This window comes from Agrobacterium vitis (genome assembly GCF_014926405.1).
GTDB lineage: Bacteria > Pseudomonadota > Alphaproteobacteria > Rhizobiales > Rhizobiaceae > Allorhizobium > Allorhizobium vitis_H.
Window position 1 is genome coordinate 1,502,698 of the sequence record NZ_JACXXJ020000005.1, and the last position, 25,897, is coordinate 1,528,594.

Consider the following 25,897-nt stretch of genomic DNA (forward strand, 5'->3'; position numbering starts at 1 on the left):
CCGAAAATCAGCCGACGAACGCCCGCTCGATGACAAATTCGGCTGGCTTGTTGTTGGCACCTTCTGTCAGCCCTGCCTTTTCCAGCAGCGCCTTGGTGTCCTTCAACATCGCTGTCGAACCGCAGATCATTCCACGGTCAACAGCCGGGTCCAGCGCCGGGACGCCAAGGTCGGTAAACAGCTTGCCGTTGTCGATCAGGTCGGTGATCCGGCCCGTGAAGGGATAGTCTTCGCGGGTAGCGGTGGCGTAATGCTTCAGCTTGTCACCGACGATTTCGCTCAGCATCTCATCGGCCTTGATCTCGGAAATCAGGTCGAACCCATATTTCAACTCGGCGACATCGCGGCAGGTATGGGTGAGGATGACTTCCTCGAATTTCTCATAGGTTTCCGGGTCCCGGATGAGACTCGCAAACGGTGCAATGCCGGTGCCGGTCGAAAACATATAAAGCCGCTTGCCGGGCGTCAGCGCGTCCAGAACCAGGGTGCCAGTCGGCTTCTTGCGCATCAACACCCGGTCGCCCGGCTGAATCCGCTGCAAATGCTGGGTCAGCGGGCCGTTCGGCACCTTGATGGAGAAGAATTCCAGTTCCTCGTCCCAGGACGGGCTGGCGATGGAATAGGCGCGGTAGAGCGGCTTACCCTCCACCATCAGGCCAATCATCGCGAACTCGCCCGACCGGAAGCGAAAACCGGCGGGCCGGGTCATCCGAAAGCGGAACAGGTGGTCGGTATAATGCGTCACGCTCAGCACCGTTTCGGCATAGACGCCTTCCGGGACGATCAGTTCGGCATTGTCGGTCTTTGCAGGAGCATTCATCAGCGTTCGGATCCTTCAAATCTCACGCCGAACCGCCACGCATAGGGCATATTCGGGCATGCATTATCCGCCTTTTCGGCCTGTTACTGTAAAATCCTGCGCCTGACCAGTGGCCATGCGCAGATGCGATCATAAACCGCAGTGTCGCACGCCTTCCGCAATCGGGAAAACGTGCAACAGACAGTGACGCCATCGATCAGGCTCTGCCATGGGTGATAGTCCGCTCCTCAAGACGCAGACCGGCGGCGCCAGCTATAACCACCAACCTCAGCGGCTGGCTGGGTAGTTGGCTGATAGTGATTGGCAATCCCCGGCAGACGCCCCTCTTCCAGCCGTTTCAGCGCCACCGCATTGGTCACGGCAAAGCTGTCAAAGCCGGTGCGCAGCATCAGCGGAACCTGGTCGATCAAAACGTCGCCCACTGCCCGCACTTCACCCTGATAACCAAGCCTGTCGCGCAGCAGCGAAGCATGGCTAAAGCCACGGCCATCGTTATAGGCCGGGAATTTCACAGCAATGATGGCGATGCGGTCGAGATAGGGTTTCAGCTTCGTCACGTCATCGGCTGGCGCGATGACCACGCCGAGATCGACGGCATTGCTGTCTTCAGCGGCCGCGATAAAAGCATCCAGCGGCAGAAGCGCCTTCTGGCCCTCAGCCGCTTTCATCTCTTCGGTCTCCTCCAGCCAGATGTCCTGTGCGGCGAAACCGGTTTCGGTCCAGATACGGGTCATGATCGCGCTCCTCAGGCGGCTTCGGCGGATGCGCCGCCATACAGGGCTTCCTTGAAGGGCTTTGGCCCGACGCGGCGATAAGCCTCAAGGAAGGTTTCCTTCGGATCGAGCCGCAGCGCCAAATAGGTGTCGACCACCGTCTCCACCGCATCCGTCACCTTTTCAGGCTCAAAGCCGCGACCGATGATTTCTCCGATGGACGATTTTTCATCCCCCGATCCGCCAAGCGTGATCTGGTAAAGCTCCGCACCCTTCTTTTCCACACCCAAGAGACCGATATGGCCGACATGATGATGGCCGCAGGCATTGATACAGCCGGAAATCTTGATTTTCAGCTCACCGATCTCCGCCTGCCGCGCCTGGGAGCCGAAGCGCGAGGAAATCGCCTGCGCTACCGGAATGGCGCGGGCATTGGCCAGCGCACAATAATCCAACCCGGGACAGGCAATAATGTCAGTGATCAGGCCCGCATTGGCGGTGGCAAGATTAGCGCCTGATAGCGCCTGATAGAGCGCTGGCAGATCGGCCATCGCCACATGCGGCAGGATCAGGTTCTGCTCATGGCTGACGCGGATTTCGTCAAAACCAAAACGCTCGGCCAACTCAGCCACCAGATCCATCTGGGCGTCGCTGGCATCGCCAGGAATGCCGCCAATCGGCTTCAGCGAAATTGTCACCATGCCGTAATCGGGATGCTTATGCGGCTGCACATTCTGCGCAAGCCAAGTGGCAAAGCCGTCATCGGCCTTCTTGGCTTTGGCCAGAACTTCCCAGCCTTCCGGGCGCTCGACCAGATCAGGCAGAGCAAAATAGCTCTCGATGGCGCGAATATCGGCATCGGGCAGCTTCAGCACACTGTCCTTCAGGTTTGCGAACTCCGCATCGATCTGGCGGGTCAGTTCTTCCGTGCCGGTTTCATGCACGAGGATCTTGATCCGCGCCTTGTATTTATTGTCGCGGCGACCATGCAGGTTATACACCCGCACAATGGCAGTGATATAGGACAGCATGTCTTCTTCGGGCAGGAAATCCTTGATCTTCTTGGCAATCATCGGCGTTCTGCCCTGACCGCCACCGACATAGACGGCAAAGCCAAGATTTCCGTTTCCGTCCTTTTTCACATGCAGGCCAATATCATGCACCTGGATGGCAGCGCGGTCGCGCTCAGCCCCGGTCACGGCAATCTTGAACTTGCGCGGCAGGAAGGAAAACTCCGGGTGGACCGAAGACCATTGCCGCAGAATTTCAGCGTAAGGGCGCGGATCGGCAAATTCGTCCTGGGCTGCACCGGCAAAATGGTCGGCGGTGACATTGCGGATACAGTTGCCGGAGGTCTGGATCGCGTGCATCTCCACGCTGGCCAGCTCTTGCAGAATATCGGGCGTATCCGACAGTTTCGGCCAGTTATACTGGATATTCTGCCGCGTGGTAAAATGACCATAGCCACGGTCATATTTGCGCGCCACATGGGCCAGCATCCGCATCTGCTTGGCGTTCAACGTGCCATAGGGAATGGCGACGCGCAACATATAGGCATGCAGTTGCAGGTAAACGCCGTTCATCAACCGAAGCGGCTTGAACGCATCTTCCGCCAACTCGCCGGACAAGCGGCGGCCTACCTGATCGCGAAACTGGTCCACGCGGGCCGCAACAAAGGCATGGTCAAATTCATCGTAACGATACATGTCTTTCCTCAGGCTCTAGAGCCGGTCAGGTTCAGATTGAACCAAACAGACTCTAGATCTTTTTTGTTTTCGTTTATCTTTCGGGAAAACCGGGACACACTTTTCCCTGATAAACTTTAGACGGCAACAAAATCGGGATCAGCATGACCATGCCCATCCGCATAGGGAATGGTCGGGCCTGCGGCGCGAATACGCTCACGCAAGCGCAGCGGCCAGAGCTGTCCATCCCGCTCTTCCACATCGACCACGGCGACGTCAACGACGAGATTGTCGGCAAAATCCCTTTTGCCGCTAGCTTCCAGCGCCGCGACCGCCTCGGCATGACGGGCAACCAGTGCCGATTGCAGGTCTTCGACCCATTGGCCAGAAGCATCGAGCCAGACAGCGATGCCATCGCTCAGGCGGTTGGCGGTCAAGACTTTTTCTGCCATTGTCAAACCCTCGTCATCTGCTGTTGATCGACATTCGCCAAGGCAAGACGCGCCTGCGCCAACGGCATCGACCGCTCAAAATTCGCACCCGCCACCGCATCGCCGATAATGACCATCACAGGTCCAGTCAATTCCGTCATGGCTTCCAGACCTGGCAGTTCCCGCAGTGTGCCATGCAGCAGGCGGCGGTCGCCGCGCCCGGCATTCTCCACCACAGCAACCGTCGTATCCTGCGCCAATCCACCGGCAATCAACCGTTCGGCGACGGAAGCCGCCACCGTGCGGCCCATATAGACGGCAACGGTTGCGCCTGATAGCGCCAGCCGCGCCCAATCGGGCAAAACATCGCCGGTCAGGTCATGACCGGTGGTAAAGACCAGCGAAGACGAAACACCGCGCAACGTCAATGGCAATTCGAAATCAGCCGCCGCCGCCAGCGCCGAAGTGACACCGGGCACGATCTCATAGGCGATACCGGCATCGCGCAGCGCCGCCATTTCCTCCCCGGCCCGACCGAAGATCAAGGGATCACCGGATTTCAGCCGCACAACGCGCTTTCCAGCCCGGCCGAGCGCCACGAGGAGATCATTGATCTCGCCCTGCGACTTGGAATGACAGCCTTTGCGCTTGCCGACCGGAATCCGGTCCGCATCGCGCCGGCCCATATCGACCACGGCCTGCGGCACCAGCGCATCGTAAACAATCGCATCGGCTTCCATCATCAGCCTGTGGGCGCGCAATGTCAGCAGGTCTTCTGCTCCCGGCCCTGCCCCGACCAGAAAGATCCGACCTTCCGGCACGGTATTGGCCGCCGTCTTTAACAATTTCGTCGCCCGGCGACGAGCAGCCTTCACATCGCCGCCTTCCATGGCATCAGCCACGTCGCCTTGAAAGAAAGAACGCCAGAACAAACGGCGTGCAACGCCGCGTGGCAACAGCCTGTCAACGGCATGACGATAACTATTGGCCAACCGCCCCAGCTTACCCAGCGACCTCGGCAATTGCCGGTCGATCCCGGCGCGGATCATCTGGGCCAGCACCGGCCCCACGCCTTCCGTGCCAATCGCCACCGCAATCGGCGCACGATTGACAAGAGCTGGCGTATAGAAATCACAATAATCCGGCTGGTCGACGGCATTGGCCGGAATTTTTTGCAGCCATGCCGCTTCAACAATCATCCGATCCGCCGCGCCATCACCGGTGGCGGCAAAAACCATTTTCATCCCCGCCAGCAGATCAGGAGAAAACGGCGATGGATCGATCTCGATGGTTTTACGCTTCAGAAAGGCTGCATATGCAGGGGCTGGATCCCGAGTGAAGGCAATGATGGTCGCGGACGTATTGGCGATCAGCCTAGCCTTGGCAAACGCCTCGTCGCCATCGCCGAACACAGCCAATTTCGCGCCGGAAACGCGAAAAAATGCCGGAAAAACCGCCAGCTTGTCAGACTCGATGCTCAAAGACCCATTCCTTGTTATCTCGCCATTATCTGGGAAAACAGCGCTGTTATGAAGAAACACGAATCTGCCTTCCCAACGGCATCGATATTTCTATCCTAACGCATTTGAGGATAAGAGCAAAACCAACCCCTCCCGGCAATTTTCAATCAATACGCAGAGGAAGGCTTTCCCTTGGCCGCCGCTTGCCGCTAAATGTGCTGCGAGTTTGTCCGGTAAAAGTGTCCACCGGTTTTACCGAAAAGACAAAGACGGATTTCAAGGAGCGCTGCCCATCATGACCGATCAAAATCTCACTGCCAGATTGCTTGACGTGATCGAACAGGACATCATCCCGCTGACGGAAAAAGGCGTGGCCGAGGGCAACAAGATTTTCGGCGCGGCAATCCTGCGCAAATCGGACCTGTCGCTGGTGCTGGCGGAGACCAATAACGAGTTGGAAAACCCGCTCTGGCACGGCGAAGTTCATACGCTGAAGCGCTTTTACGAACTGGGCGAGCGCCCACCGACATCAGAGCTGATTTTCCTCTCCACCCACGAACCCTGCACCATGTGCATGTCGGCGATCACCTGGGCGGGTTTTGACAATTTCTATTATTTCTTCAGCCATGAAGATAGCCGCGATGCCTTCGCCATTCCCCATGACCTGAAAATTCTGAAGGAAGTGTTCGGACTGGAGCCCGGCGGCTATCGCAAACAGAACGCCTTCTGGCACAGTTTCGCGATCAACGACATGATTGAAGTGGAAGACGATGCAATTCGTGGAGAACTGCTGACCCAGGCCCAGAAGATCCGTGGCCTCTATGGCAATCTGTCCGGCCAGTATCAATCAGCCAAAAGCGGTAACGACATTCCGCTAAACTGATCTTTGTTGAATAAGGAAAAACCATGCAGCCCTCACAGGATATCGCCCGGCTGATCGAAATCATGGCGGCGCTTCGCGATCCGCAGACCGGCTGCCCCTGGGACATTGTCCAGACCTTCGAGACCATCAAGCCTTATACGTTGGAAGAAGCCTATGAAGTGGCCGACGCCATCGAGCGCAACGATCCGGACGATCTCTGCGAAGAACTGGGTGATCTTCTGCTGCAAGTGGTGTTTCATGCGCGGATTGCCGAGGAGGCCGGACTGTTTTCCTTCGGCGACGTGGTCGAAGCGGTAACCTCAAAGATGATCCGTCGTCATCCGCATGTGTTTGCCCGCTCAGACGCCGATACGCCTGACGCCGTCAAGCTGCAATGGGATGCGATTAAAAAGCAGGAAAAACAAGAAAGAGCCGAACGCCGCGCCGCACGTGGTGTGGCAGAGGTGTTTAAAGACGGTCATCTCGGCTCAGTGCAGCGAACGTTTCCGGCCCTGACGGAGGCCGTAAAGCTTCAGGAACAGGCTGCAAAGGTCGGGTTCGATTGGGCTGAGGCCGAACCCATTCTCGACAAGATCGAGGAGGAGATCGCCGAACTGCGTGAAGCGCTCCAAACCGGGCAACCAGACAAGATAAAGGACGAGTTGGGAGATCTGATTTTCGCTCTGGTCAATATCGGTCGACACACCGGCAGCGATCCCGAACAAGCCCTGCGGGGAACGAATGTGAAATTCAGGCGGCGCTTCGGCTATATCGAAAAATCCTTGGCCGCCGAAAAATCATCGCTGAATGAGGCCAGCCTTGAGCGAATGGAGCAGCTCTGGCAGGCTGCAAAGCAGCTGGAACGCGGCGGCAAAACTGATGGCTAGCCAAAATCCAATCGTGGACCACACGCCACGATTTTGACTTTAAAACACTCACTGGATTTTCTCAAAAGCGCAATCGTATCGGTGGATGCGATTGCGCACATGGTCGCAAAACTCCATTCTCGCACAAGTTATCATTTATAATTATTTTTAATAAATATTATATCGACAACGCTTGCCTCTGAGCTGGCCAGTCGCTTGTGGAGCTCGCATCATGAACGTACACGTCAAGACCAAGCCACCCGGACAGGCACCGCAGCCAGAAGATATTGCCCATTTCATGCAAATTCTGTCCTGTATCCCGGATGCGCAGACGGCATGTTGGATGGGAACGGAGTTCCTTGCTCAACTGGCGCCGCAGGACCTCCAGGAGGCAACGGTCGCGTTGTCGCACGTTCACCCGTTCTTCTTGCCCGATATCGACAACGATGCGGCAGAAAACCTCAAACTCTGCCTTGGTCGGTTTGCCGAGACGGTCCTTCAGGCGCGATTGACCGCTAACAGGACGAAAAATCTCAACCTGCTTGTGGCTGGCACGCCGGGATCGGCAGACGTTGTCGGACATGCTCTTCGCAGGCCGCTTGGGTTGCGCTCAGCCAATCTCGTCACCATGGCCTATTCGGATTATTCCGCCTCCCTGTTTGGAGCCAATCTCAGCTCAAAAGAGTTGGACGAACTGGCCTTGCAGCGCAATGGACTGGACGGTGTCGGATATGTGGCAGAGCATCCGGTGCTTTGCACACCCTATGTTGCCCAACAAATGGCGCTCTATGGCATCAGGCCCATCGTTATCACCCGCAACTTCTTCGTTTCCCTGATCTGCACGGATGACGCGCTGATGCAAGCAAGAGGCTTGCAGAACAGCATGGGTGAAGGCTTTTTCGATGATGGACTGCCCGCCTGCTATCAGGATCTACCCTTGGAAAAACGTCTGGATCTGCTGGTGGACGCGCAAGCCGTCTGGTACGCGCAATTCGTCGCCAGCTGGCAGAAATGCGAGGCGAGTGGACAGGTGAAGCCGCTCTGGATTTCCTATGAAAAGGATATCCTTGGAGAGGCGTTACCCCTGGCTGAGAAAATTGCCGATTTCATTGGTGGTCATCAGGCTGACGCGACGGCCATTGCCCAGGCACTGACCGATGAGAAAGCTGCCAACACCATTATCGCTGACAAAAGTCTGGCATATCGGGCAAAGATCATACCGGCGCTAATCCGCGACCGCGCCATGACGATTTTTGAACGCTATGCGGGGGACGCTGATCTGAAAAATCTGATTGGAGAATAGATCACAGATCATCTGCGCTATTCAGTTCCAATCCTCGCTGCGAACAGGCTGTATCAGGCCAAGCTTGCGCTCCAGCGCACTGGCCTGTTGCTCCGAGAGGCGTAAATCGAGCGAAACCGAGCCATCGTCCCGGTCCTCCCGGCTGTCCACCATGGTGTTCTCATAGACCCAGGAGATCAGGGAGAGCTTATCTGGCGGCAAAATCACCGTGGTTTCCGTCACCACACCGGAAAGCCACTGAGCGATCTCGGCCATCAGGGCATCGACCCCTTCGCCCGTGACGGCGGAAACAGCCATCACGTTTTGCCGGCCAGTTGCCTTTTCCGCGATAGCCTGATGCGCTTCCGGCTCCAGCCGGTCGATCTTATTCCAGACCTCGATAATGCGTTCGTCACGCTCTTTTTCATCAATGCCAAGGTCGGAGAGAATCCGCATAACATCACCCGCCTGGGCACCATTGTCCGGGTCGGCCATGTCACGCACATGCAGGATCAGGTCCGCTTCCAGCACTTCTTCAAGCGTAGCGCGAAAGGCTGCGACCAGATGGGTCGGCAGGTCCGAGATGAAGCCAACCGTGTCCGAGAGAATGACGGTGCGGCCTTGTGGCAATTTCATACGGCGCAGCGTCGGGTCCAGCGTGGCAAACAGCATATCCTCGGCCAAAACGCCTGCCCCGGTGATCCGGTTAAACAGCGTCGATTTTCCGGCATTGGTATAGCCAACAAGGGCAACGATCGGATGCGGCACCTTGCGGCGTTTGGCACGGTGCAGTTGCCGGGTGCGAACAACTTGCTCCAGTTCGCGCTCCAGCCGCACGATGCGATCCTGCAACATCCGCCGGTCGGCCTCGATCTGGGTTTCACCGGGACCGCCCATGAAGCCCGCACCGCCGCGCTGACGCTCCAAGTGGGTCCAGCTGCGCACCAGACGGCCCTTCTGGTAATTCAGATGGGCGAGATCGACCTGCAATGTGCCTTCCTTGGTGGAGGCACGGCGGCCGAAGATTTCCAGGATCAGACCCGTGCGGTCGATGACCTTGGCATTCCATTGTTTTTCCAGATTGCGCTGCTGCACCGGCGTCAATGGATGATCGACAATGACCAGACCGGCATCATGGCTATCGAGCAGCGCCTTGATTTCCTCGATCTTGCCGCTGCCAATCAGGGTCGCCGGACGCGGCTGGTTGACGGCAACGATCAAGCCTTGCACGATTGTCAGATCGATGGCGCGGGCAAGGCCCATGGCCTCTTCCAGCCGGCTCTCGTGGCTGCGGGTCGTGGTCGGACCAAGCTCAGCCGAGGCCTTTTCACTGGAACGGGCCTGCTTCAATACAGGAACAAGAACCACGGCGCGCATGTCGTCGCGGTGCATTTCCTGTTCGGGAATAATGCTATCGGATGTGGTGTCTCGATTGGCTATAGCCGTTGTCCTGTTGTTAAACGCCAAAAATGGATTGTTCCGCCTGTCCAACGGAAATCAACCCATTCTGTTCCGGCAGGAAGTCTTGTCGAATTTATGATGCGGCTTCTTCGCTTTCGAACATCTGCATGGGCTGGCCCGGCATGATGGTCGAAATGGCGTGCTTGTAGACGAGCTGGGAATGCCCATCGCGACGCAGCAGCACGCAGAAATTATCGAACGAGGTGACGACGCCGGTCAGCTTCACGCCGTTGATCAGAAAAATAGTGAGGGAAATCTTCTGCTTGCGAACCGTATTGAGAAATAGGTCCTGCAAATTCTGAGAACGTTCCGCCATGGCGCCGCTTCTTTCTATCTTGCCGGTCGGGGGTGCCGGTTGCAATTTTCTAATTTTTTTGGACAGGCTTCCCCAAATGCCCATCAGTCATGTTTGGTATCAAATCGGAAGTCGTTCCGCAATCGAGAAAACCCCAAGCAAATTCATTGTCAAATTGCAATGGTTTCCCTTTCCAGCCAATGCCCAGGCCAGCTCAAACGCCCAGGGACTTCAACTTCCGATGTAGCGCCGATCGCTCCATGCCGACAAATTCCGCCGTCCGGGAAATATTGCCGCCAAAGCGGTTGATCTGGGCGATCAGATAATCGCGCTCGAACATTTCGCGGGCTTCGCGCAGCGGCAAGGTCATAATCTGGTAATCGCTGCGACCGGAGACTTTCGGCAGCATTTCGCCAAGATCCGTCGGCAGCATTTCGGCGCTGATCGGTACATCTGCCCCATCGTTCTGGGTCAGGATCAACAGCCGCTCGATATTGTTACGCAATTGCCGGATATTGCCCGGCCAGTCATGGGCCTGCAACACTGCCATCGCGTCCTCGCCGATCTTGCGCTGTCGAATACCAGCCTGTTCGGCGATATGGCGCATCAGCATATCGACGAGGAAGGGAATATCTTCGCGCCGCTCAGCCAACGGCGGAACCCGCACCGGCACCACCGCCAGGCGATGAAACAAATCCTCGCGGAACCGGCCTTCGGCAATCAGGCTTTCGAGATTATAGGCGCTGGAGGAAATGATCCGCACATCGACCTTGACCCGCTTGTTCCCACCGACGCGCTCGAATTGCTGGTCAACCAGCACCCGCAGGATCTTGTTCTGGGTCTCGCGCGGCATTTCGCCGACTTCATCCAGATAGAGAATACCACGATGCGCCTCTTCCAACGCACCGATGCGGCGGGACTGGCCGGGACCACCTTCGGTGCCGAACAGCGCCACTTCCATGCGGTCAGGGGTGATGGCTGCGGCATTCAGCGTCACGAACGGCCCGGCTGCGCGGGCCGAGCGTTTATGGATCATCCGCGCCACCAACTCCTTGCCGCTGCCGGAAGGACCAACGATCATGATCCGGCTATTGGTTGGTGCGACCTTCTCGATGGTCTGGCGCAGTTGCGAGACCGCCACCGAACTGCCGATCAGCTCATTGGCATCGCCGGTGCGTCGTTTCAATTCGGTCACTTCACGTTTCAGCTTAGAATTTTCCAGCGCCCGCTCGGCAATCAGGATCAAACGGTCGGCCTTGAACGGCTTTTCGATGAAGTCGAAAGCACCGCGCTTGATGGCCGAAACCGCCGTCTCGACATTGCCATGACCGGAAATCATCACCACCGGCAGGTCGGGATGCCGGGCCTTGATTTCATCCAGCAATGCCAGCCCGTCCAACCGACTGCCATGCATCCAGATATCGAGAAAGATCAGCCGGGGCGCCCGGTCGGAAATTGCCGCGAGCGCGCTGTCGGCATCGTGCGCCGTGCGGGTTTCATGTCCTTCGTCGCTCAAGATACCGGAGACGATGTCGCGGATGTCTTCCTCGTCGTCAACCACCAGGATGTCAGAGGCCATAAGCTGCTTCCTTATCATGTTCTTCAGTGGCGGCAGAGGCTGCCCCGGCTTGTCGCGGCAGCACAACGCGGATCATCGCGCCACGCCCGCCGTCGAACTCAGCCGGTGCATCATGCAATTCAAGCTGACCACCATGCTCTTCAATGATTTTCTTGACGATGGCGAGACCGAGGCCCGTGCCCTTCTCCCGCATCGTCATATAGGGCTCCAGAATGCGATGGCGATTATCGACCGGAAGTCCCTTGCCGTTATCGATGATATCCACCACGAAACCGTCACGCCCTTCGTCCGTTGTCGCCCTGATCCACACCCGGCCCGGCAGTTTTTCAGCATCGGAGGGAACAGCCTCGATTGCTTCCACCGCATTCTTGATCAGATTGCCGAAGGCCTGGGCCAACATGCGGGCATCAAACGAACCTTCGAGCGGAAACTCGCCAACGTCGCGAATGAATTCACAATCGCTATGGCCCATTTCCCGCAGGAAGATTGCGTCCTTCAAGACGTCGCGCAGGTCAGCCGGCTGCTTGGTCGGCTTCGGCATCCGGGCAAAGGACGAGAACTCATCGACCATCCGGCCGATATCCTCGACCTGACGGACAATCGTATCTGTGCACTGGTCGAAGACCTGCCGGTCCTCGCTGGCAATCTGCTTGCCAAAACGGCGCTTCAATCGCTCTGCCGAGAGCTGGATCGGGGTCAGCGGGTTCTTGATCTCATGGGCGATACGACGCGCCACATCGGCCCAGGCCGTGGAGCGCTGGGCAATCACCAGATCCGTGATGTCATCCAGAGTAATCACGTAGGATTCGGTGGCGTTGCGGGTTTCCTCGCGTGTCACCTGCACCGACAGGGTCCGCTCTTTACCGCTGCGCACCAGATTAATCTGCTTGCGGAAATCACCGCGATGGCGAAGCCCGGCTTCGGCAAACACCGTGTTGATCTCCGGGGCAACCGTTTCAAGCTTCTCGCCCAGCAATTCCTCGGCGCCGCGCGCCAGAAACAGTTCCGCCGAAGGATTGACGATGGTGATCCGACCATCATCCTCGACGCCGATCACCGCTGCTGTCACGCCCGACAGCACCGCTTCGATGAAGCGGCGACGGTCATCGACCTCGTCCTTGGCCTCCAGAATTTCATCGCGCTGGGTGCGGATCTGGGAAATCATCTTGTTGAAGGTGCGCGACAGGCTGCCCACATCGCCATCGGCAACCCTGACCGGCACCACGACGTTCATATTGCCTGACGCGACATTATCGGCAGCGCCGATCAGCAGCCGGATCGGCCGAACGATGCGGTCGGCAACAGCAATCGCGGTCCAGATCGCGGCCAGCAGCACGATCAGCGCGAAGCCGAGATAGAGAACGGCAAAGGCGATTTGCAGCGTGGTGCGTCCCGCCTCCATCGATTTGTATTCGGCGGTATTGTCCTCCATCTCACGCATGGCCCGCATGACCTTCGGATCAACGGCACGGATCGTGTAGAGATAGGCGCCGCTCAGCGAATCCATCTTGATGATCCCGCCGACCAGATTGGTGACACCCGGCGGGATCAGCGTCGGCTGGCCAGCAGCGGCCTTGTCCAACGCATCCTGCGGAATGGCAGGCAGCGGCTTTTCAGTCGAAATATCCGCCTGAAGGATGGGCGTGCCGTCCTTGCGGACCAGAAAGGCACCCAGCAACCCGCGTCCCTTGGCCTGACGGGTCATCAACTCGATAAAACCGGTGCGGTCGAGGAAGAACAACGGGCGGTTTCGCTCCAGATCCGTCGCCATGGAAATCGTCTGACCCTGCAAATAGCTGGCATTTTCCAGCATATAGGCCTGGGCCACATTCATCGATGAATTGATGATGCCTTGAGTACGAATCGAAAACCATCGATCCAACCCGACATTGAGGGTAATACTGGCGAAAATCGCCACCAGAATCGCTGGCGTGATCGCTACGATCGAAAACAGTACGACAATGCGCACATGCAGCCTGGCCGCTGCCCGCCCCCGGCGCCGCGCCTTGACGAGACGGCTGACTTCTCGACCGATCAGAAACAGCAGGCCAAGAACAAAAAGCGTATTGATGACCACCGAGCCGATCAGCACATTCGAGGTCGGCGCAATCGGGGTGAGGCCAAGCAGGACCGGCAGGGTGAACATGGCACAGGCCAGCGCGCCCCCAGCCAGAATTAGGCCTGGCAAGGCAAAGGAGGACTTGCGTTCCTGTAGCAGCGTTAGCGCCGCTTCCTCTTCGGTCTGCCCCGCAGGCCGCCGCGTTTTCATCCAGTCTCGTCTCCGCAAACGGAAAGATGAGAGGCCGTTATCGGCAAACTAGGTCACTGCTGCCTCTTGTCGATACAGGATGCAAACAGAACCGCGACCCACGACCGAAGCCGCAGGAACACGCAACCAAGCTTTACCGTTAAAGCTCTCCACCGTTGCTATTGAGCAACGCATTGTGGCGAAATTGCAACGCTTATAAGACGAATGTCAAGCGCTACGCGAGCTGCGGTAAACCGAAACACCCAATTCGCGGATTTTCTTGCGCAGCGTATTTCGGTTCAAACCCAAAAGATCGGCGGCCTTGATCTGGTTTCCACGGGTGGCGGTAAGGGCCGCCAGAATCAGCGGATATTCCATTTCGGTCAAAACCCGGTCGTAAAGGCCGGGCGGCGGCAGGTTATCGCCGAAGGAAGCAAAGTAACTGCGCATATTTTCCTCGACCGCCTGGGCAATGGTCATATGGCCACCACCCGAACCACCCTTGGTCAGCGGGCTGTCGGTAATGTCTGAGCGTAGTTCCTGCTCGATGATTTCGCGGGTGATAACATCCTGTGGATAAAGCGCCATCAACCGGCGCACCAGGTTCTCCAACTCACGAACATTGCCCGGCCAGGCATAGGATTTCATCACTTCGAGCGCTTCCTGCTCGAATCGCTTGGCATCCAGACCTTCCTTCTCGCCCTGCTGGATGAAATGGCGCACCAGATCGGCAATATCCTCGGCCCGGTCGCGCAAAGGCGGCAGCCGCAGCGGCACGACGTTCAGCCGGTAATAAAGGTCTTCGCGAAACAGGCCCTGGTTGATCGACTGTTTCAGGTCCTTGTTGGTGGCGGCAACGATACGCACATCGGTGCGGATCGGCGTACGCCCGCCGACCGTGGTATATTCACCCTGCTGTAGAACCCGCAGGAGCCTGGTCTGGGCATCCATCGGCATATCGCCAATCTCGTCCAGAAACAGCGTACCGCCCTCGGCCTGCTCGAAGCGTCCGGTGGAGCGGTTCTGTGCGCCGGTAAACGCACCCTTTTCGTGGCCGAACAGTTCCGATTCAATCAGGTCGCGCGGAATGGCCGCCATGTTGATCGCCACGAAGGGACCGTTACGGCGCTTGCCATAATCATGCAGCGCCTTGGCGACCAATTCCTTGCCCGTACCGGATTCGCCAGTGATCATCAGCGTCAGATCGGTCTGCATCAGCCGGGCCAGAACCCGGTAGATTTCCTGCATGGCGGCGGAACGGCCAACCAGCGGCATGCCGTCCTGCATGTCATCGCCCAGCCGCGCCGGCTTTTTCTTTGGCTCGGCCAAGGCTCGGCCGATGATGGCAATCAGTTCCGTCAGGTCAAAGGGCTTGGGCAGGTAGTCATAGGCGCCCTTTTCCGAAGCGCGGATGGCGGTCATAAAGGTGTTCTGGGCGCTCATCACCAATACGGGCAGGTCGGGCCGGGCCTTCTTGATGCGCGGCAGGAGATCGAAGGCGTTTTCGTCCGGCATGACCACGTCGGTGACGACAAGATCGCCCTCACCGGCTGAAATCCAGCGCCACAGGGTTGCGGCATTCGACGTGATGCGCACATCGTAACCAGCACGGCTCAGCGCCTGGTTCAAAACGGTGCGGATCGCAGCATCGTCATCGGCAACAAGGATAGTGGCTGTCATCTTGATCTTCCCACGGATTTCGCAAAGGGAGCGTCGTCATCAACCGTTTCCTTGGAAACCGGCATCAACACGCGGAATAGTGTCCTGTTGCCCTGACTGTCGCATTCAACAATACCGCCATGGCCGCCGATGATCTTGGCCACCAGGGCAAGGCCCAGGCCAGATCCGTTGGTCTTGGTAGTAATGAACGGATCAAACAGATGCGGCAGAAGGTCGGAAGGCACGCCCGGACCATTATCGGCAACGCAGAATTCCAGCGGCAGCGAGATCTTTTCCCGCGATCCGGCAACCGACAGCCTTATGCCGGGGCGATAGGCCGTGGTCAGCTGGATTTCGCCATCGGCCCGGTCACCCACCGCCTCGGCGGCATTCTTGATCAGGTTCAAAAACACCTGCACCAATTGATCCCGGTTGGCAAACACCGGCGGCAGCGAGGGGTCGTAGCTCTCGGTGATCTTCAGATGCCGGGCAAAGCCTGCCTGAGCAATCGCCTTCACATGGTCCAGCACCGAATGGATATTGATCGAGGTGCGGTCCACGGGACGCTCGTCGGAAAAGATCTCCATACGGTCCACCAGCGAGACGATCCGGTCGGTCTCGTCGCAGATCAGCCGGGTCAGGCTGCGATCCTCTGGAGGCACGGAGCTTTCCAGCAACTGCGCCGCCCCGCGAATGCCGGACAGCGGGTTCTTGATTTCATGCGCAAGCATCGAGGCAAGGCCGGTAACGGACCGGGCTGCGGCGCGGTGGGTGAGCTGGCGGTCGATCTTGTCGGCCATCGAGCGTTCCTGAAACACCACGACAACAGTGCCCGGCTCGACAGTGACCGGCGCGACGTAGAGATCGACCAGCTTATCCTGGCCAAGCCGGGGGGAGCTGAGATCGACACGATATTCGTTGACGGGCGCGCGCCGTTCCCGCACCTGGTCGATCAGTTCCAGCAGCGGACTGCCGAACGGAATGAAGGTGGAAATCTTGTGGCGGGCGAGATGGCTGGCGCTGGCGCCGAAAAACGCCTCTGCCTCCCAATTGGCAAAAACGATATGTCCCTCGCCATTGACCATGACCACCGGGTTCTGGATGGCGTTGAGCACAGCCATCGCCAATATGTTGCTATCACCGGGTTTTGGTTCACTGCTCATGCGGCCTCCTCAAGCGGGTTTGGTGCCGCGCCAGCCAGCGCCGCAAACAGGCGGTCGGCGACATGGTCGGGATCTTTCGATGTCATAAGCCCAGTCTTTTCGGCAGGATCAAGCTGCACCCCATGCCGCTCCAGATACCAGCCGACATGCTTTCGCGCATGGCGAACGCCGACATGCGCGCCGTAATGATCCAGCATGGCGCGGTAATGGGCAACGGCAATCGCTGGAATTTCGTTAGCGCTTGGCGGCGCATGACCAGCCAGCACACCCGCATGCCAAGGACGACCCTGGCAGGCGCGCCCCAGCATAATCGCATCGGCACCAGACCGGCGCAGGATCTCCTGCGCATCCTTGAGGGTGTCGATATCGCCGTTGGCAATCAAAGGAATGGAAATCGCATCACGCACGGCAGCAATCGCATCCCAATCAGCCTGGCCTTCGTAAAACTGCATGCGGGTGCGGCCATGCACGGTGATCGCCTGCACACCGGCGTCCTGCGCGCGGCGCGACAGATCCGGCGCGTTGATCGAATCGGAATCCCAGCCAAGCCGCATCTTGACGGTGACGGGGATTGAAACGGCCTTGACCGTCGCCTCGATCATTGCCAGCGCAATCTCCGGCTCTCGCATCAGCGCCGATCCAGCATAGCCACCGATGACTTTCTTGGCGGGACAACCCATGTTGATGTCGATAATATCAGCGCCATTGGCCTCGGCAATTTTCGCCGCCTCCGCCATCCAATGCGGATCGCGCCCGGCCAATTGCACCATATGTGGCGTGAGGCCCGCACCCTTCAGCCGTGACCAGCTTTCCGCTGCGTTGAACACAAGTTCGCGGCTGGCAACCATTTCCGTCACCACCAGCCCCGCCCCATGGCGAAAGGCCAATTGCCGAAACGGCAGGTCAGTGACGCCGGACATCGGCGCAAGCACGACGCGGTTGCGAATGGCAACCGAGGCAATGCTAAACCCTGTCTGGAGATCCGGTTGCTGCAAATGTCTAACTTTCGGGCAAGATACTAATTTGCCCGATTTTTAGACATAAAAAAGATCATTGCCAAGCTCTTTCCAAGCGATACCGACAATTTTTCGGGCAAATGCTGGAAAACTTTTGACCGCACCGATAGACAGGCGGAAATCTGTTTCAAACACTGGAATGACATGGTGCATATTCAAGCGGACGGGGCAAGGTCAACAGCGGTTATATTGGTCGCGGCAGGCCGGGGAGAGCGCGCTGGCGCCTCCAGCGAGGGACCGAAGCAATATCGGCGGATCGGCGGAAAGCCTGTTATTGTCCATAGCCTGCTAGGCTTCGCAGATCTTCTCCCGCAGGCGACCCTGATCGTCGTCATTCATCCCGATGACGAGGCCTTGCTGGCCAATGCCCTTGCCCCTTATCCGCAGCTCGCTGCCTCGCTGACCATTACCCATGGCGGCAAAACCCGGCAGCAATCGGTTCTGGCTGGGTTGAAAGCCTTGCGGAATCAAAAGCCTGATTATGTGCTGATCCATGACGCGGTCCGTCCGTTTTTTCGATCAGCCAATGCTGCAACGGATTATCACCCGGCTTGATGATGGTGCCGATGCCGTCTTGCCCGCGATGCCGGTGGCCGATACGCTTAAGCGTGGCGATGAGGGTGCGCGAGTCGTCGATACTGTGGCGCGCAGCGGACTTTTTGCAGCACAAACACCGCAGAGCTTCCACTTTGCCAAAATACTGGCTGCTCACGAAGACGCCGCAAGCGCTGGACGAGAGGATTTCACCGATGACGCCGCCATCGCCGAATGGGCGGGACTAACTGTCCATCTGGTGGAAGGCTCGCCTGACAATGTAAAACTGACCGTGAAACGGGATCTTGAAATGGCCGATGCCCGCCTCTCTCATAACGCTTTGCCCGATGTGCGCACTGGCAATGGCTATGATGTCCACCAACTCGTGCCGGGCGACGGCGTAACGCTCTGCGGCATTTTCATTGCCCATGACCAGGCCTTGAGCGGCCATTCCGATGCCGATGTCGCCCTACATGCACTGACCGATGCGCTGCTGGCCACCTGCGGCGCTGGCGATATCGGCGACCACTTCCCGCCATCAGACCCGCAATGGCGCGGTGCCGCATCCCGGATCTTCCTGGAACATGCGGCAAACATCGTGCGCGATGCGGGCGGCACGATTATGAATGCCGATATCTCGCTGATTGCAGAAGCACCAAAGATTGGCCCGCATCGCCAGATCATGCGCGAAAAACTCTCGGAAATTCTCGGCATTGCGCTGGACCGTTGCTCGGTCAAAGCCACAACCAACGAGAAAATCGGCTTTGTCGGCCGGGGCGAAGGTATTGCAGGCATTGCCACTGCCACGGTGGTTTTCCAGGGAAAGCCACAATGAGCCTGTTTCCCGACGATCTGGAAAAGGCCGCCCGGACCATCATTGAAGAGTTCGCGAAACGCGGCCTGACCATTGCCACCGCCGAATCCTGCACCGGTGGGCTGATCGCCGGTCTGCTGACCGAAATCGCCGGATCATCCGCCGTGGTGGATCGCGGCTACGTCACCTATTCCAACCAAGCGAAGATGGACATGTTGGGCGTGCCATCGCTAACGCTGGAAACCTATGGTGCCGTGTCGCGCCAAACGGCGCTCGCCATGGCCCAGGGCGCCCTCTACCGCTCCGGTGCCTCCGTTTCGGTTGCCGTGACCGGTATCGCCGGGCCGGGCGGAGGGAGTGATGAGAAACCGGTTGGGCTGGTGCATCTGGCATCGGCCAGCCGTTCCGGCACAATCCTGCATCACGCAATGCGTTATAGCGACCTTGGACGTGAAGGCATCCGGTTGGAAACCATGCGCACGGCGCTCGCCATGCTGGCCGAAATTGCTTAACTGCACAGCGCTTTAAGCGGCCCCATAAACCTTATTGGCCCTGGTCTCGAACGCCTCGGAAAACATCCGGAACGCCCGGTCGAACATCGAGCCCATCAGGGCACCGAGAATCATGCTTTTGAACTCGTAATCGATGTAGAAATTCACCGCGCAGGTGCCATCGCCGAGATCTTCGAAGCGCCAGCGGTTGTCGAGATATTTGAACGGGCCTTCCAGATATTTGACATCGATAGCCCGCTCGTCCGGCTTCAGCAGCACTTGCGAAACGAAGGTTTCGCGGATCGCCTTGTAACCCACGGTCATATTGGCGATCAGCAAAGTCTTGCCATCGCGCTCCTTGCGCGATTGCACGGCAAGTTCCTCGCAAAGCGGCACGAATTCGGGATAGCGCTCGACATCGGCGACGAGCTCATACATGCGATCGGCTGAGTGCTGGACAATACGGCGGGTTTCAAACTTCGGCATAAGCCGCACTTAATCCTGCGCAACGGCAAGATCAAGAAGTCACGCCTGTGGTTTGGAAAATTTACAGGGAAATTCCTCAAAACCGCAGCGTGACATAATATCCTGATAAAAATTCACGGCAAATTGAAACCAAAATTTCCGGTTGGTGGCAACCCCTGACCCGAGATGCTAGCCTTCCCTCATTCAAAGTCATGAAGTCGTTAAACTGTTTTAGAATCGAATTATTTTAGCAAGGAACCGCCAATGGCCGCTCCCTCGACCAACGACAATATAGCCACCCCCAAGCCTCTTCAGGGCAAGGAATTGCGCAAGATCATGCTGGCCAGCGTGATCGGCACAACGATCGAGTGGTACGACCTGTTCATTTTCGCTACCGCCTCGGCTCTGGTGTTCAACAAGGTGTTCTTTCCCAGCGTCGATCCACTGGTCGGCACCCTGCTGGCGTTCAGCACCTTCGCCTCCGCCTATCTGTCGCGCATGGTGGGCGCAGCGCTTTTCGGCCATTTCGGCGACAGGCTGGGGCGAAAATCGACATTGATGCTCTCACTGAGCCTGATGGGTCTTGCCACATTCGCCATCGGCCTTTTGCCCGGCTATGAAACACTCGGAGTATGGGCGCCTATTTTCCTCGTCGTGCTGCGGCTTTTGCAGGGGCTGGCGCTGGGCGGCGAATGGGGCGGGGCCGTGCTTCTGGCGGTGGAACATGCACCGCAAAACAAGCGCGGGCTTTACGGGTCCTGGGTGCAGATCGGCGTTCCCGCCGGTACGTTTCTGGCCAATTCCGCCTTCCTGGTCTTGTCCTCGGTCCTCTCGGAACAGAGCTTCCTGCTATGGGGTTGGCGGGTGGCGTTTCTGATCAGTATCGTGCTCGTCGCCATCGGCTTCTATGTCCGCCTATCGGTGAGCGAAACACCAGCATTCGCCCGTCACAGACAGCAGGCAGAGACGCATCGCCTGCCGCTCGCCGATCTCATGCGGCGGCATTGGGCAAAGGTTCTGCTTGGCGGGTTTGCCACCCTGTCCATTGGCTCGTCTTTCAATCTGATCGCGGTATTCGGGCTGTCCTACGGCACGCAGACGCTGCACTTTCCCAAACAGCAGGTCTTGTCGATGATCCTGATCGCTTGCGCGGTCTGTGTTGTGCTTCTGCCGGTGTTCGGCGCACTTTCGGACCGGCTCGGCCGCCGGAATGTCATTCTCGCCGGGATCTTTGCGGAAATCCTGTTTGCCTTCCCGATGTTCTGGCTGATGGACCATGGTGGTTTGCCGGGCGTGCTTTTAGGCTTCCTGCTGATGATGACCGCCTTTGCCGCCAATTTCGGACCGATTGCCACCTTTCTGTCAGAACTGTTTGAGACTGGCGTGCGCTATACCGGCCTGTCGATCTGCTACATGCTGGCTGGCGTGCTGGGCAGCGCCATGACCCCGATCATCACCGCCTGGCTGGTGGCAACGACCGGCAGCGCCGCGTCCGTGGCATGGTATATCATGGGAGCCTCCGCCGTTTCCGCCGTGACGCTGCTGCTCCTCTCCAGCCGCAGGCAAACGGCGGCAGCGTTCGCAGCATAAAGCGGAAGAAGCGCCCTACCCCGAAGCGCCGATGAGGTCGAGAAGACGTGTGACCTCTCGGCGGGATTTCAGCACCAGAACCGGAACGTCCGGGCCGTGAAGATCGAAATTGCGGACGAAGATCGGTGCGTGCTTGCGCTCGAAATTCCAGATGTAAGAGAGGAATTCCCGATCAGGCAACGGCTCCTTGCAGCCTTCGGCCATGGCAATGCGGACTTTGCCATAGTTACGCCAGACGCGCCCGGCGATGCCGCGAAGGCAAGCCATCCGAGACATTTTTACCCAGATCACCAGATCTGTCCGAGGTAATCGCAAATCGAACGTCGAGGGACTACTTCCGTCCATTACCCAACGTTCATGTGAGACCAGTTCAGCAATAATGTCTCGCTGAGCCTGTCTGTCTCTTTCTCGCCAGCCGGGAAGCCAACGGACATCGCGATCAATCGATTGATAGTCGAGATCAAAGCGAGACGCGAGCTTTTGCGACAACGTGGTTTTGCCACCTCCCGAACAACCGACGACCATGATCCTGTTGCTGCGGCCAAGAAGATCAGCGGCGGCGGACATATCCACGTAACGCACCATGTCTACCTCCGCTGGCACCCGTCTAAAGCCGTTAAAAACTCATTTGTCTGCCGGTGCGACCTGAGAACGACGACCGGCAGATCGGCCCGCGCATTTTCAAACTGTGTCTTAAATTGCGGTACTTCGCGCGCCTCGAAATTCCAGACATATTGAAGAAACGGCCAATCGATCTTTTCAGGACATCCCGGCGCCATCTCTGGCCTGACCGTCCCGCGATGTTTCAGCCAACGCGACAGAACACCGTAAATCGAAACGCGGCGCGGCGGACGCATCCAGATGACCATATCGGCACGCGCCAGCCGGACTGGCAGGCTGCCGGGGCTGTTGCCGTCGATAATCCACCGCTCACCGGCGACAAACTGTTGTATCAGTTCAATCGCTTCCGGCCTGGGCCTCAGCTTCCAACCGGGTAGCCAGAAGACGTCGCGATCCATGGAGATGTAGTCCAGGCCCAGCCGCTCGCACAGAATTTGCGACAGCGTGCTCTTACCGCTGCCGGAGCAGCCGACCAGGCAGATGCGCTTGGCCGAGTTTAACAGTGTAGCGGCATCGTCAAGCTTGTCGATATATCGGGCCATGATGCATCACCCTTTGAGCATGAAAGCCCGACGCTTATAAGCGACGGGCTCCAATATCGGCAAGCATCATATACCGGAAATCTACTCCGCAGCCGCCAGCAGCTTCTTTTCGCGGTTGGCCTTCAGCCGGGCAAAATCGTCACCGGCATGGTGGGAGGAGCGGGTGAGCGGGCTGGAGGCGACCATCAGGAAGCCCTTGGTATAGGCAATATCCTCATAGGACTTGAACTCTTCCGGCGTCACGAAGCGTTCCACCTTGTGGTGCTTGCGGGTCGGCTGGAGATATTGGCCGATGGTCAGGAAATCCACGTCCGCAGTGCGCAGGTCATCCATCAATTGCAGCACTTCGTTACGCTCTTCGCCAAGGCCGACCATGATGCCGGATTTGGTGAACATTGTCGGATCGAGTTCCTTGACCCGCTGCAACAGCCGCACCGAGTGGAAGTAGCGGGCGCCCGGACGCACGGTAAGGTAATTGCCTGGAACGGTTTCCATATTATGGTTGAAGACGTCTGGCTTTGCAGCAACGACACGCTCCAGCGCGCCGGGCTTTTTCAAAAAGTCAGGAGTCAGGATTTCGATGGTCGTGGCGGGCGAAGCTTCGCGGATCGCCCAGATTACCTGTTCGAAATGCTCAGCGCCGCCATCGGCCAGGTCATCACGGTCCACGGACGTGATGACCACATGCGACAGGCCCATCTGGCGCACGGCCTTGGCCACATTGGCAGGCTCTTCACGGTCAAGCGCATTCGGCTTGCCGGTCGCCACATTGCAGAAGGCGCAGGCGCGGGTACAGATCTCACCCATGATCATGAAGGTGGCGTGCTTCTTTTCCCAGCACTCGCCGATATTCGGGCAGCCGGCTTCTTCACAGACGGTGACCAGCTTGTGGGAACGCACCAGTTCGCGGGTTTCCTGATAGCCCTTGGAGGTCGGAGCTTTCACCCTGATCCATTCCGGCTTGCGCAACACTTCCGTATCCGGCTTGTGAGCCTTTTCCGGGTGGCGGATGCGCTTGTCGTCCGGCTTGGTTCTATCGAGGATGGTAACCATCGTGTTTCCTTTGCCGCCGATGAGCGGTTTTAAAAGTCTCTATTTCCGCACCAGCTTGGCGACGAACAGCAGAATGCAGGCACCAATAAAGCTGGTAATCAGATAGCCAACCCAATCGCTGGCGACGAAAATGTCAAAGCGCCGGAAGATGGCATTGGCGATGACCGAACCGATAATGCCGATGACGATGTTCATGAAAATGCCGAAGCGCATGTCCATCAACTTGCCTGCCAGCCATCCGGCCAGACCACCCACGAAAATCGCCGTCAACCAGCCCACATTTTCCATCGTCTATCCTCAGTTGCCCGCCCCGTTGGCGGACTCGCCCGGCCCCTATATAGCGAGCCGGGCAATGTCTCGCAATGTCACTGTCCGCTGCGTCAGGCGTTCAGGACTTTGCCGTAGGCATCAAGCACGCTTTCCTTCATCATTTCAGACAGGGTCGGATGCGGGAAGATGGTGTGCATCAGCTCTTCTTCTGTCGTCTCCAGATTCATGGCCACCACGAAGCCCTGGATCAACTCGGTCACTTCCGCGCCGACCATATGCGCACCGATCAATTCGCCGGTCTTCTTGTCAAAGATCGTCTTGATCATGCCATTGTCTTCGCCAAGCGCGATGGCCTTGCCATTGGCGTTGAAATTGTAGCGACCAACACGAATCTCGCGGCCCTGTTCTTTTGCCTTGGCTTCCGTGAGGCCAACCGAGGCGACCTGCGGGTTGCAATAGGTGCAGCCAGGGATCAGAGACTTGTTCATGGGATGAACATGCGGCAGACCGGCGATCTTCTCGATGCAGACCACGCCTTCATGTTCGGCCTTATGGGCCAGCATTGGCGGACCTGCGACATCGCCGATGGCATAGAGGCCCGGCACATTGGTCTTGCCATAGCCGTCGATGACGATGCAGCCGCGATCCGTCTTGACGCCCAAAGCTTCCAGACCGAGATTTTCGATATTGCCCTGCACGCCGACAGCAGAGATCAGCCGGTCAGCAGTGATCTGCTGCACTTTGCCATCCTTGGTCTCGACATGGGCGGTTATGGAATTGGTACCCTTTTCGACCTTGGAAACCTTGGCGTCGGTGATGATCTTCAGGCCGCGCTTTTCCAGCGCCTTGCGGGCGATGGTGGAGATTTCCACGTCTTCCACTGGCATGATATTGGCCATCAGCTCGACCACGGTGACATCGACACCCATCGAGCGATAGAAGGACGCAAATTCGATGCCGATGGCGCCTGAGCCCATGACAACGATGGATTTCGGCATGAAATCCGGCTTCATCGCTTCGAAATAGGTCCAGATCAGCTTGCCATCTGGCTCAATGCCCGGCAGAGCGCGGGGACGCGCGCCGGTGGCGACGATGATATGCTTAGCCGTATAGGTGCCCTCACCCAGAACGCCCTTGGGAACCGGATTCTGCGGCTGCACGGCGGGCTTGGACGATGCGCCGACGACGATTTCGTTTGGCTTGGTGAGCTTGGCCTCACCCCAGATCACATCGATCTTGTTCTTCTTCATCAGATAGGCAACGCCGCCGTTGAGGCGGGCCGATACGCCGCGCGACCGGGCAACAACGTCTTTCACATCGGCGGTCATAGTGCCGTTCAGCGTCAGGCCGTAGCTCTTGGCGTGATTGGCGTGATCGAGAATTTCCGCCGACCGCAGCAGCGCCTTGGTGGGGATGCAGCCCCAGTTGAGGCAGATGCCGCCGAGATGCTCGCGCTCGACAATCGCGATTTTCAGGCCAAGCTGGGCGGCACGGATCGCAGTCACATAGCCGCCAGGGCCGGACCCGATGATGATGACGTCATAAGCATTCGACATGGGCGCTTCCACTCCTCGGTTTCCTTGGGGTTGCGCCTCTCGGCCCAACCCGTGACGGGACTGGAAGCGCAACCGGCTTTATAATGCCGGTGTCTCGGCCTCCGGTTCATGACGAACCAGCATCCCGTAGATTTCGTCCTTGAGCCGCATCCGCTTCTTCCTGAGGTCTTCCATATGGAAGTCGTCGAGCGGCTCTATATCGGTTTCAGCGCGATGAACTTGCCGGTTGATTTCGTGATAGGCATCGAACAATCGAACGAAATGGCCGTCCGTTTCCTTCAAATGCCGCATCAGAGTCACAAATTCCGGAAATTCCTCTGCCAGTTCATGCGGAGTGTTGGACATGATCTTTCCCCCTTCAAGGTTGCAAGATCATTTTAAACCCGCCACATGGTCATTCATTGATTCCAATCAACCCGCA

Annotated in this window: 24 protein-coding genes and 1 pseudogene; 6 read left to right on the forward strand and 19 right to left on the reverse strand. The window is 57.9% G+C overall.

Annotated elements, in window-relative coordinates; translation table 11 throughout:
- Positions 1 to 7: 7 nt before the first annotated feature.
- The 5 genes from IEI95_RS18140 to cysG all read right to left on the reverse strand — a co-directional run bounded on the left by IEI95_RS18140 (position 8) and on the right by cysG (position 5,130).
- Positions 8 to 820 (reverse strand): ferredoxin--NADP reductase, encoded by an 813-nt coding sequence (locus IEI95_RS18140; RefSeq protein ID WP_156535052.1) that lies wholly within the window; start codon positions 818 to 820, stop codon positions 8 to 10.
- Positions 821 to 1,047: 227 nt separating this feature from the next.
- Complete coding sequence (locus IEI95_RS18145) at positions 1,048 to 1,554, reverse strand: DUF934 domain-containing protein (protein ID WP_156535049.1); 507 nt, start codon at positions 1,552 to 1,554, stop codon at positions 1,048 to 1,050.
- A gap of 11 nt (positions 1,555 to 1,565) precedes the next feature.
- A complete protein-coding gene (locus tag IEI95_RS18150) occupies positions 1,566 to 3,239 on the reverse strand; it encodes a nitrite/sulfite reductase (protein WP_194416861.1) in 1,674 nt (557 codons plus the stop codon).
- A 116-nt stretch (positions 3,240 to 3,355) separates the two neighbouring features.
- Positions 3,356 to 3,670: a DUF2849 domain-containing protein gene (locus tag IEI95_RS18155; protein WP_156535045.1), complete on the reverse strand. Its 315-nt coding sequence runs from the start codon at positions 3,668 to 3,670 to the stop codon at positions 3,356 to 3,358.
- A 2-nt stretch (positions 3,671 to 3,672) separates the two neighbouring features.
- Positions 3,673 to 5,130 carry a siroheme synthase CysG gene (gene cysG, locus IEI95_RS18160; RefSeq protein WP_156535043.1) on the reverse strand — a complete coding sequence of 486 codons (1,458 nt, stop codon included), beginning with the start codon at positions 5,128 to 5,130 and terminating at the stop codon, positions 3,673 to 3,675.
- 274 nt (positions 5,131 to 5,404) lie between these two features.
- Between cysG and IEI95_RS18165 the strand changes: the two genes are divergently transcribed.
- From IEI95_RS18165 to IEI95_RS18175, 3 genes are all read left to right on the forward strand, one after another.
- On the forward strand, positions 5,405 to 5,992 hold the full coding sequence (locus tag IEI95_RS18165; RefSeq protein WP_156535041.1) for a deaminase: 588 nt from the start codon (positions 5,405 to 5,407) through the stop codon (positions 5,990 to 5,992).
- 23 nt (positions 5,993 to 6,015) lie between these two features.
- Positions 6,016 to 6,858 (forward strand): nucleoside triphosphate pyrophosphohydrolase, encoded by an 843-nt coding sequence (gene mazG / locus IEI95_RS18170; RefSeq protein ID WP_156535039.1) that lies wholly within the window; start codon positions 6,016 to 6,018, stop codon positions 6,856 to 6,858.
- 211 nt (positions 6,859 to 7,069) lie between these two features.
- The gene (locus IEI95_RS18175; protein ID WP_156535037.1) at positions 7,070 to 8,140 is read left to right on the forward strand and encodes a hypothetical protein; all 1,071 of its coding nucleotides are present in this window, start codon (positions 7,070 to 7,072) and stop codon (positions 8,138 to 8,140) included.
- 21 nt (positions 8,141 to 8,161) lie between these two features.
- Here IEI95_RS18175 and hflX read toward each other — a convergent pair whose 3' ends face one another.
- From hflX to dusB, 7 genes are all read right to left on the reverse strand, one after another.
- Positions 8,162 to 9,511 carry a GTPase HflX gene (gene hflX / locus IEI95_RS18180; RefSeq protein WP_194417322.1) on the reverse strand — a complete coding sequence of 450 codons (1,350 nt, stop codon included), beginning with the start codon at positions 9,509 to 9,511 and terminating at the stop codon, positions 8,162 to 8,164.
- A 142-nt stretch (positions 9,512 to 9,653) separates the two neighbouring features.
- Positions 9,654 to 9,896, reverse strand: coding sequence for an RNA chaperone Hfq (hfq, locus tag IEI95_RS18185; protein ID WP_003539403.1), 243 nt, complete (start codon positions 9,894 to 9,896; stop codon positions 9,654 to 9,656).
- A 193-nt stretch (positions 9,897 to 10,089) separates the two neighbouring features.
- Complete coding sequence (gene ntrX / locus IEI95_RS18190; RefSeq protein ID WP_015915945.1) at positions 10,090 to 11,454, reverse strand: nitrogen assimilation response regulator NtrX; 1,365 nt, start codon at positions 11,452 to 11,454, stop codon at positions 10,090 to 10,092.
- Entirely contained in the window at positions 11,444 to 13,723 is a 2,280-nt protein-coding gene (locus IEI95_RS18195) for a sensor histidine kinase NtrY-like (RefSeq protein ID WP_156535035.1), read from the reverse strand. The genes ntrX and IEI95_RS18195 overlap by 11 nt, the downstream gene beginning before the upstream one ends.
- A 207-nt stretch (positions 13,724 to 13,930) precedes the next feature.
- Positions 13,931 to 15,382: a nitrogen regulation protein NR(I) gene (ntrC, locus tag IEI95_RS18200; protein ID WP_015915943.1), complete on the reverse strand. Its 1,452-nt coding sequence runs from the start codon at positions 15,380 to 15,382 to the stop codon at positions 13,931 to 13,933.
- On the reverse strand, positions 15,379 to 16,524 hold the full coding sequence (locus IEI95_RS18205; RefSeq protein ID WP_156535033.1) for a two-component system sensor histidine kinase NtrB: 1,146 nt from the start codon (positions 16,522 to 16,524) through the stop codon (positions 15,379 to 15,381). The genes ntrC and IEI95_RS18205 overlap by 4 nt, the downstream gene beginning before the upstream one ends.
- On the reverse strand, positions 16,521 to 17,519 hold the full coding sequence (gene dusB, locus IEI95_RS18210) for a tRNA dihydrouridine synthase DusB (RefSeq protein ID WP_156535031.1): 999 nt from the start codon (positions 17,517 to 17,519) through the stop codon (positions 16,521 to 16,523). The genes IEI95_RS18205 and dusB overlap by 4 nt, the downstream gene beginning before the upstream one ends.
- Positions 17,520 to 17,684: 165 nt before the next feature.
- On the opposite strand from dusB, the pseudogene IEI95_RS18215 reads away from it, so the two are divergent.
- Both IEI95_RS18215 and IEI95_RS18220 read left to right on the forward strand, forming a co-directional pair.
- Positions 17,685 to 18,909 (forward strand): annotated as a pseudogene (locus IEI95_RS18215) (bifunctional 2-C-methyl-D-erythritol 4-phosphate cytidylyltransferase/2-C-methyl-D-erythritol 2,4-cyclodiphosphate synthase).
- Complete coding sequence (locus IEI95_RS18220) at positions 18,906 to 19,400, forward strand: CinA family protein (protein ID WP_156535027.1); 495 nt, start codon at positions 18,906 to 18,908, stop codon at positions 19,398 to 19,400. Before IEI95_RS18215 ends, IEI95_RS18220 begins: the two are co-directional and overlap by 4 nt.
- Before the next feature lie 12 nt (positions 19,401 to 19,412).
- On the opposite strand, the gene IEI95_RS18225 is transcribed toward IEI95_RS18220, so the two are convergent.
- A complete protein-coding gene (locus IEI95_RS18225) occupies positions 19,413 to 19,865 on the reverse strand; it encodes a type II toxin-antitoxin system RatA family toxin (RefSeq protein WP_070150859.1) in 453 nt (150 codons plus the stop codon).
- Between the two features lie 243 nt (positions 19,866 to 20,108).
- On the opposite strand from IEI95_RS18225, the gene IEI95_RS18230 reads away from it, so the two are divergent.
- Complete coding sequence (locus IEI95_RS18230; RefSeq protein WP_156535025.1) at positions 20,109 to 21,434, forward strand: MFS transporter; 1,326 nt, start codon at positions 20,109 to 20,111, stop codon at positions 21,432 to 21,434.
- A gap of 15 nt (positions 21,435 to 21,449) precedes the next feature.
- On the opposite strand, the gene IEI95_RS18235 is transcribed toward IEI95_RS18230, so the two are convergent.
- The 6 genes from IEI95_RS18235 to IEI95_RS18260 all read right to left on the reverse strand — a co-directional run bounded on the left by IEI95_RS18235 (position 21,450) and on the right by IEI95_RS18260 (position 25,821).
- On the reverse strand, positions 21,450 to 22,019 hold the full coding sequence (locus tag IEI95_RS18235) for a P-loop NTPase family protein (protein WP_156535023.1): 570 nt from the start codon (positions 22,017 to 22,019) through the stop codon (positions 21,450 to 21,452).
- 2 nt (positions 22,020 to 22,021) lie between these two features.
- Positions 22,022 to 22,597, reverse strand: coding sequence for a P-loop NTPase family protein (locus IEI95_RS18240; protein WP_156535021.1), 576 nt, complete (start codon positions 22,595 to 22,597; stop codon positions 22,022 to 22,024).
- 81 nt (positions 22,598 to 22,678) lie between these two features.
- The gene (gene lipA, locus IEI95_RS18245) at positions 22,679 to 23,650 is read right to left on the reverse strand and encodes a lipoyl synthase (protein WP_015915933.1); all 972 of its coding nucleotides are present in this window, start codon (positions 23,648 to 23,650) and stop codon (positions 22,679 to 22,681) included.
- Positions 23,651 to 23,689: 39 nt separating this feature from the next.
- Positions 23,690 to 23,938: a GlsB/YeaQ/YmgE family stress response membrane protein gene (locus IEI95_RS18250; RefSeq protein WP_015915932.1), complete on the reverse strand. Its 249-nt coding sequence runs from the start codon at positions 23,936 to 23,938 to the stop codon at positions 23,690 to 23,692.
- 92 nt (positions 23,939 to 24,030) lie between these two features.
- Complete coding sequence (lpdA, locus tag IEI95_RS18255) at positions 24,031 to 25,476, reverse strand: dihydrolipoyl dehydrogenase (RefSeq protein ID WP_156535019.1); 1,446 nt, start codon at positions 25,474 to 25,476, stop codon at positions 24,031 to 24,033.
- 78 nt (positions 25,477 to 25,554) lie between these two features.
- Complete coding sequence (locus tag IEI95_RS18260) at positions 25,555 to 25,821, reverse strand: HP1242/YdcH family protein (RefSeq protein ID WP_015915930.1); 267 nt, start codon at positions 25,819 to 25,821, stop codon at positions 25,555 to 25,557.
- Positions 25,822 to 25,897: the final 76 nt, after the last annotated feature.